The sequence below is a fragment of the Micromonospora mangrovicola genome, assembly GCF_047200535.1.
Classification (GTDB): domain Bacteria; phylum Actinomycetota; class Actinomycetes; order Mycobacteriales; family Micromonosporaceae; genus Micromonospora.
Genome location: NZ_JBJZOG010000083.1, coordinates 21,162 through 28,524, shown reverse-complemented (window position 1 = coordinate 28,524; position 7,363 = coordinate 21,162). Strand labels below are relative to the sequence as shown.

General features: G+C 71.6%; 7 protein-coding genes. 4 read left to right on the top strand and 3 right to left on the bottom strand.

Going from position 1 to position 7,363, the window contains the following annotated elements; translation table 11 throughout:
* On the bottom strand, positions 1-1,397 hold a 1,397-nt coding region (locus ACL02O_RS25740; RefSeq protein WP_412820733.1), incomplete at its 3' end, for an alpha,alpha-trehalose-phosphate synthase (UDP-forming).
* Positions 1,398-1,755: 358 nt separating this feature from the next.
* Here ACL02O_RS25740 and ettA point away from each other — a divergent pair.
* The 4 genes from ettA to ACL02O_RS25720 all read left to right on the top strand — a co-directional run bounded on the left by ettA (position 1,756) and on the right by ACL02O_RS25720 (position 5,263).
* The gene (gene ettA, locus ACL02O_RS25735) at positions 1,756-3,432 is read left to right on the top strand and encodes an energy-dependent translational throttle protein EttA (protein WP_412820732.1); all 1,677 of its coding nucleotides are present in this window, start codon (positions 1,756-1,758) and stop codon (positions 3,430-3,432) included.
* Positions 3,425-3,868, top strand: a complete 444-nt coding sequence (locus ACL02O_RS25730; RefSeq protein ID WP_412820731.1) for an acyl-CoA thioesterase — start codon at positions 3,425-3,427, stop codon at positions 3,866-3,868. The genes ettA and ACL02O_RS25730 overlap by 8 nt, the downstream gene beginning before the upstream one ends.
* A gap of 13 nt (positions 3,869-3,881) precedes the next feature.
* Positions 3,882-4,550, top strand: a complete 669-nt coding sequence (locus ACL02O_RS25725; RefSeq protein WP_412820730.1) for a hypothetical protein — start codon at positions 3,882-3,884, stop codon at positions 4,548-4,550.
* Positions 4,551-4,681: 131 nt separating this feature from the next.
* Positions 4,682-5,263: a type III secretion system chaperone family protein gene (locus ACL02O_RS25720; protein ID WP_412820729.1), complete on the top strand. Its 582-nt coding sequence runs from the start codon at positions 4,682-4,684 to the stop codon at positions 5,261-5,263.
* A gap of 47 nt (positions 5,264-5,310) precedes the next feature.
* On the opposite strand, the gene ACL02O_RS25715 is transcribed toward ACL02O_RS25720, so the two are convergent.
* Complete coding sequence (locus ACL02O_RS25715; RefSeq protein ID WP_412820737.1) at positions 5,311-5,700, bottom strand: globin; 390 nt, start codon at positions 5,698-5,700, stop codon at positions 5,311-5,313.
* A gap of 79 nt (positions 5,701-5,779) precedes the next feature.
* Positions 5,780-7,168, bottom strand: a complete 1,389-nt coding sequence (locus tag ACL02O_RS25710) for an MFS transporter (RefSeq protein WP_412820728.1) — start codon at positions 7,166-7,168, stop codon at positions 5,780-5,782.
* Positions 7,169-7,363: the final 195 nt, after the last annotated feature.

Genomic DNA, 7,363 nt, shown 5'->3' with positions numbered 1-7,363 from the left:
GCGGCCTCCGCATCGGGCACGCCGAGTTCGGTCAGGAAGGACTTGGCCCAGTGGCCCACGTCGTGGGTGCGCAGGTGCCGCTGCATGATCCGCATGCGACGGCGAGCCTCCGGTCGCTCGACGTGCACGGCACGCAACAGCGCGTCCTTCACCGCGTCGGGGTCGTGCGGGTTGCACAGGAACGCCTGGCGCAGCTCTGTCGCGGCGCCGGCGAACTCACTGAGCACGAGCGCGCCACCCTGGTCGGCGCGCGATGCGACGTACTCCTTGGCCACCAGATTCATTCCGTCTCGCAGCGGGGTCACCATCATCACGTCTGCCGCGACGTACATCGCGGCCAGTTCGGAGCGACTGTACGACTGATGCAGATAATGCACCGCCGGCACGCCGACCCTGCCGAATTCACCATTAATCCGGCCCACCTCGCGCTCGACCTTCACCCGAAGTGCCTGGTAGTGCTCCACGCGTTCGCGGCTCGGTGTGGCCACCTGCACCATAACCGCGTCCGGAACTGTCAACTTTCCGTCAGCGAGGAGTTCCCGGAAAGCCTTCAACCGGAGTTCGATGCCCTTGGTGTAGTCCAGCCTATCGACGCCCAGGATGATCGTCTTCGGGTTGCCGAGCTCCTCCCGGATCTGCTTGGCCCGGGCCTGGATCGTCGGGTCGGCGGCCATCCGCTCCATCTCCTTGGTGTCGATGGAGATGGGGAACGCGCCGGCCTTCACCTGCCGGCCGTCGACCTGGATCATCTGCCCCTCGTAGCGCAGGCCGAGCAGGTGACGGGCGAGCCGGACGAAGTTCTGCGCGGCCAGCCGCTGCTGGAAGCCGACCAGGTCGGCGCCGAGCAGGCCGCGCAGCAGCTCGGTGCGGAACGGCATCTGCATGAACAGCTCGATCGGCGGGAACGGGATGTGCAGGAAGAAGCCGATCCGCAGGTCCGGTCGCAGCTCGCGGAGCATCGCCGGGACCAGCTGGAGCTGGTAGTCCTGCACCCAGACCGTCGCGCCCTCGGCCGCCACGTCCGCCGCGGCCTCCGCGAACCGGGCGTTGACCAGGCGGTACGCCTCGCGCCAGCGGCGCTTGTAGGCCGGGGTCTCGACCGCGTCGTGATAGAGCGGCCAGATCGTCGCGTTGGACTGCCCCTCGTAGTAGCGCTCCAGCTCCTCGGCGCTCAGCGGCACCGGGTGCAGGCGGATGCCCTCCAGGTCGAACGGCTCCGGGGCGGCGCCGGTGCCGCCCGCCCAGCCGACCCAGGTGCCCTGGTGCTCGGCGAGGACGGGGTGCAGCGCGGTGACCAGCCCGCCGGGGCTGCGGCGCCATTGCCGTCCTTCGGGTGTGCTCACCTCGTCGACCGGCAGTCGGTTCGCCACTACGACAAAGGAGCTACGGACGGTCACGATCGGCCACCTCCGGGTGCTGACGGTTCCACCGCGATGAGCGTACTGAGCGTAGCTGCGGCGTCTGTTCCCCCGTGCCTGAGTTACCTACCCGTCCCAGATCCACCGAATCACCATAGTGATCTTGTCGGCAATCCGCAGCTCGGCGGGGGTGGCGGGGGCTCGGCCGCCCGGGACGGCGCCACCTCGGCGGCCCGGCGCGGCGCGGGGCGGGGTGATGTGGGCGGAGCGGGGCGTACCTGTCAGGATTGACGACGGCGTACGCGCAGCCGGCTGCCGGCCGGCGGCGGGCGGAAGCCGCCGCCCGCGCCCGCGCCCCGCAAGCCCGCGATCGCAACCGACGGAGGTAGCCCGCACCGTGGCCCAGTTCATCTACGTCCTGGAAAAGGCGCGCAAGGCGCACGGCGACAAGGTCGTGCTCGACAACGTGACGCTGAACTTCCTGCCGGGGGCCAAGATCGGTGTGGTCGGCCCGAACGGCGCCGGTAAGTCCAGCCTCCTCAAGATCATGGCAGGCTGGGACCAGCCCAGCAACGGCGAGGCCCGGCTGATGCCCGGCTACACCGTGGGCATGCTGGCGCAGGAGCCGCCGCTGAACGACGCCAAGACCGTCCTCGGCAACATCGAGGAGGCGGTCGCCGAGACCAAGGCCAAGCTGGAGCGGTTCAACAAGATCGCCGAGCAGATGGCGACGGACTACTCCGACGAGCTGATGGAGGAGATGGGCAAGCTCCAGGAGGAGTTGGACCACGCCGACGCCTGGGACATCGACTCCAAGCTCGAGTTGGCCATGGACGCGCTGCGCTGCCCGCCGCCCGACGCCGACGTGACGAAGCTCTCCGGTGGTGAGCGCCGCCGGGTGGCGCTGTGCAAGCTGCTGCTGGAGGCGCCCGACCTGCTGCTGCTCGACGAGCCCACCAACCACCTGGACGCGGAGAGCGTGCAGTGGCTGGAGCAGCACCTGGCCAAGTACGCCGGCACGGTCATCGCCATCACCCACGACCGGTACTTCCTCGACAACGTGGCCAACTGGATCCTGGAGCTGGACCGCGGCCGCGCCTACCCGTACGAGGGCAACTACTCCACCTACCTGGAGAAGAAGGCCGCCCGGATGGCCGTCGAGGGTCGCCGCGACGCCAAGATGCAGAAGCGCCTCTCCGAGGAACTGGAGTGGGTCCGCTCCAACGCCAAGGCCAGGCAGACCAAGTCCAAGGCCCGTCTCGACCGGTACGAGGAGATGGCCAACGAGGCGGAGAAGACCCGCAAGCTGGACTTCGAGGAGATCCAGATCCCGCCGGGCCCGCGGCTGGGCAGCACGGTCATCGAGGTCAACCACCTCACCAAGGCATTCGGCGACCGGGTGCTGATCGACGACCTCTCCTTCACGCTGCCCCGTAACGGCATCGTCGGCGTGATCGGCCCGAACGGTGTCGGTAAGACCACCCTGTTCAAGACCATCGTGGGGCTGGAGGAGCCGACCGACGGCTCGGTCAAGGTCGGCGAGACCGTCTCGCTGTCGTACGTCGACCAGAGCCGGCAGGGCCTGTCCGGCGACAAGACGGTCTGGGAGGTCGTCTCCGACGGGCTGGACCACCTCATGGTGGGCAAGGTCGAGATGCCGTCCCGGGCGTACATCGCCGCCTTCGGGTTCAAGGGGCCGGACCAGCAGAAGCCGACCAAGGTGCTCTCCGGTGGCGAGCGGAACCGGCTCAACCTGGCGCTGACTCTGAAGATCGGCGGCAACGTCGTCCTGCTCGACGAGCCGACCAACGACCTGGACGTGGAGACCCTCGGCAGCCTGGAGAACGCGCTGCTGGAGTTCCCCGGCTGCGCCGTGGTCATCTCCCACGACCGGATGTTCCTGGACCGGGTCGCCACGCACATCCTGGCCTGGGAGGGCGACGACCAGGATCCGGCCAAGTGGTTCTGGTTCGAGGGCAACTTCGAGGCGTACGAGAAGAACAAGATCGACCGGCTCGGCGCCGACGCCGCCCGTCCGCACCGGGTGACCTACCGCAAGCTCACCCGTGACTGACAGGTTCGTCTACCACTGCGCGCTGCGCTGGTCCGACCTGGACGCGTACGGCCACGTCAACAACGCCCGCTTCCTCACCCTCTACGAGGAGGCGCGGGTGGCGATGATGTTCGCCGGCGGCCGGGCGTGGGGAGTGGGCTCGTTCGCCGACGGGGTCGTCATCCGTCGGCACGAGGTCGACTACCTGCGTCCGGTCGACTACGCGCTGGGGCGGGCCACCGCGGAGGCGGCCCCCACGGTCCGCATCGAGCTGTGGGTGGAGCAGCTGCGGGCCGCCTCGTTCACCGTCGCCTACGAGTTGTACGACGGCGACGTGCTGGCCAGCACCGCCCGCTCGGTGCTGGTCCCGTTCGACCTGGCGGCGCAGCGACCCCGCCGGATCTCCCCCGAGGAGCGGGCGTTCCTGCTCCGCTACGCCCCGGGGCTGACCCCGTGAGCCGGGAGACGCGGTGACCGCGCCGGCGGCGGGGCACGGGCTGACCGGGGTGGCCGACGCGGGTGCCTTCCTGGCCCGGCTGCTCCGGCTGGACCCGGCGACTCTGGTCCGGCTCCGGCCGGTGCCGGACGCGGGGCGTACCGCCCTCTGGGCCCGGCTGCCGTGGGACGTCCTGGTGACGCGGACGGTCGCGGGGCCGGCTCCCGGCGACGTCACGGTCGCCGCGGCGGAGCTGCTGTCCGAGCTGGCGGCAGGTGGCGCGGGGCTGCCCCGGCGCCGGGACGACGGGTGGCGTTGGCCGCTGCCGCCGGCCCCGAGCCGGGCCGTGGAGGCGCTGCCCGCCGAGGACGTCCGCCGGATCGCCGCCGCCGCGGCCGGGACCCTGCGCGAGGCGGTGGCGCACGGCGTGGCGGGCCGTGCGGTGGGGCAGCGGGCGCTGCGTGACGCGCTGCTGGACCACGTCGCGGTGGTGGTCACCCCGGACGACGCGCCGGACGCTCCGGTGGAGGTGCCGCAGCGGCTGGTCCAGGGCCTGGTCCGGATGGGCTTCCTCGGCGCCGGTGACGTCCAGGTGAGGATCGCCGGCCGTTGGGTCGGACTGGTCGGACCGTATGGGGCGGCCTGGTCGCGGAAGGTCGCCGAACTCAGCCTGACGCCGATAGCCGGTCGTCCGAACGGATGACCCCCGCTCATTCTTCCGGTTTGGGGCGTCCGTTGGGGGGATGTCTCAACCCGGCTGTCCGGGTACCGTCCATCCTCGGATCCAACGCACCGTAGGCGATTGGATCCGCTGGGGAGTGAGGTGCGCGAGCGATGCCGTGGTGGTCATGGCGCCCAGGTCCCGCCGTCGGCGGCGATCCGGAAACTCGAAGCGGGATCACAGTGGAGGACGGCGTCCGGTGCGGACCGCCGACACCCCGCCAGCCAGGGGACGATACGGCCGTCGAGCGGCCGGTGACCGCCGACATGCCGGCCACCGTCGGCCCGGTCACCCTCCGCCGGGTCTGCGACGCGCTCGACCTGCTCGACGTGCGCTACCTGGCCGACGGCGACGGCAACCTGCTGGCCATGTGGGAGCGGCACGCCGTCCTGGTCACCCTCGAGGGGCCGGACGACGAGATCCTGGTGATGCGGGCCCGGCCGCACGCGACGGTGCCGCCGGACTGGGCGGACCGGGCCTACCGGGTGGTCAACGAGTGGAACCACACCAGACGGTTCTGCAAGGCGTACATCGGCGACCCGACCGAGCGCGGTCAGCTCCCGATCTACGCGGAGCTCCAGGTCCCGCTCGGTGCCGGCGCCCACGACGCACTGCTGGTCGAGCTGCTCGACTGCGGGGCCGCCGTCGCCACCACCTTCGTGGACTGGCTGCACGACGAGGGCGCCCTGCTCTGAGCCGCTGCCGGGGCCGCGGGCCCCGGCAGCGGGGCGGTCGATCGCCGTCAGGCGCCGGCCGCCGGGTCCTCCGTCACGTTCACCATGAAGTACGCGGCCCGCTCCAGGTAGTCCCAGAGCGCGCCCGCGATCTCCGGCGGCAGGTCCAGCCGGTCCACCGCCCGGTGCATGTGGTGCAGCCAGGCGTCCCGCTCGGCCGCGCCGATCCGGAACGGCGCGTGCCGCATCCGCAGGCGCGGGTGGCCGCGCTGCTCCGAGTAGGTGCGCGGGCCGCCCCAGTACTGCATGAGGAAGAGGGTCAACCGGTCGGCGGCCGGGCCGAGATCCTCCTCCGGGTACATCGGCCGCAGCAGCGGGTCGGTCGCGACGCCGGCGTAGAACTCGTCCACCAGCTTGCGGAAGGTGGGTTCGCCGCCGATCGCCTCGAAGAGGGTCATCGACTCGCCTGGGGAAGTCACCGTTCCATCCTGCCAGGTGCGGCTGGCGGTCAGCTCCCGCCCACCGGCCGGCGGCGGGTCAGGTCACCGCGTGCCGGCGGCTGCGGTCCCCGGACCGGTCCGCGGCGGTCGCCGGGGCCGCGCCCCGACCGGGTGGGTGTGGTCGGGGCGCGGTGGGGGCCGCCGGGGTCGAGTTGGCCCGCGTGGCGGCGTCGACGGCCGCAGCCACCGCCTCCCGGTGCGGCCAGGCGAGCGCTGCCCCGAGCATCAGCACGACGCCGGCCACGCTCCATGCGCCGACCACCGTCGGGATGGAAAAGCGCTCGGCGAGCGCCCCGGTGGCCAGCACCGCAGCGCCCTGGATGATCTGCGTACCGCTGGCCATGACCCCGAACGCCCGGGCCCGGTAGCCCTCGGGGAGGGCGCGGACGAAGAGGCTGTTCGCCACCGGCAGCAGACCCGCGACGGCGAAGCCGCACGCCGCCGAGAGGACTGCCACCACGAGCGGCGGCGGGTCGAACAGCGCGGGGGCGAGCGCCGCCGGGGCGAGCACCGCCAGTGGACGTATCAGCGCCAGCCGGCGGTCCGGGCTGAACAACCGGCCGACCACCAGCCCGCCGATGATGTAGCCGATCGGGCTCGCGACCATGATGATCGCCTGGGCGGCGCCGCTGCCGAGGTCGCCGCCGCGCTCGGCGGCCCACGCCGCGGCGAGGCCCTCCGGCACGATGGAGAAGAGCATCGCGCTGAACACCAGCACCGCGATCGCCCGCAGGACCGGCTGACCGAAGACGATCTGGAAGCCCTGCCCGGTCTCCCGCAGCAGGTGGCTGCGGTGCGCCGCGGTCATCGTCGACGGCCGGTCGCGCAGCCCGAACCGGACGAGGGCCGCCGACACCGCGAAGGTGGCCGCGTTGATCAGCAGGGCGGCGGCCGGACTCACCACGGCGATCGCCGCCCCGAGCAGGTAGCCGACGACCTGGGCGGCCTGGCTGCTGCTCGCCAGGACGGACAGGCCCACCACCAGCCGATCGCCGTGCAGGATCTGCGGCGTGAGCGCGGATCGGGCGGCCTGGCTCGGCGGGTTGGCCAGGGTGGCGGCGAAGATCAGGGCGAGGATCGCCCAGGGCGGCATCCCGGGCAGCGCCACCAGCACCATCAGCGCCATCCGGGTCAGGTCGCAGGCGGCCATGACCTCTCGGTAGCGGTGCCGTTCGGCCAGTGCGGCGAGCAGTGGGCCCCCGAGCAACCAGGGCAGGTAGCTCGCCGCGAACGCGGCCGCGGAGAGCGCCACCGAGTCGGTCTGCCGGTAGACCAGCACCGTGACGGCCGCCTTGGCGACGTAGTCGCCGATCCAGGACAGGGTGTTGGCCGTGAAGAGGGCGCGGAACTCGGCCTGGCCGAACACGTCGCGAAAGGTGGCCGGGACGTCCGGGGCGGGTCGCTCGTCGGACACCGTCGCCTCCATCGTCCTCGGTGCGGCCACTCGTGATGGCCCGACCGGGGACCGTCGTCAGATCTACGGATCAGCGAGGACACGAGCACGCTCCAGGGGAAGCGTGTGCACCGGATTCTGCCCGATCGTCTGAGAGCTGGCTAGGGCGAACGGATTGATCGTCGCATCTCCGACTGAACGAACGGACGATACCTGAGGGGCCGCGCG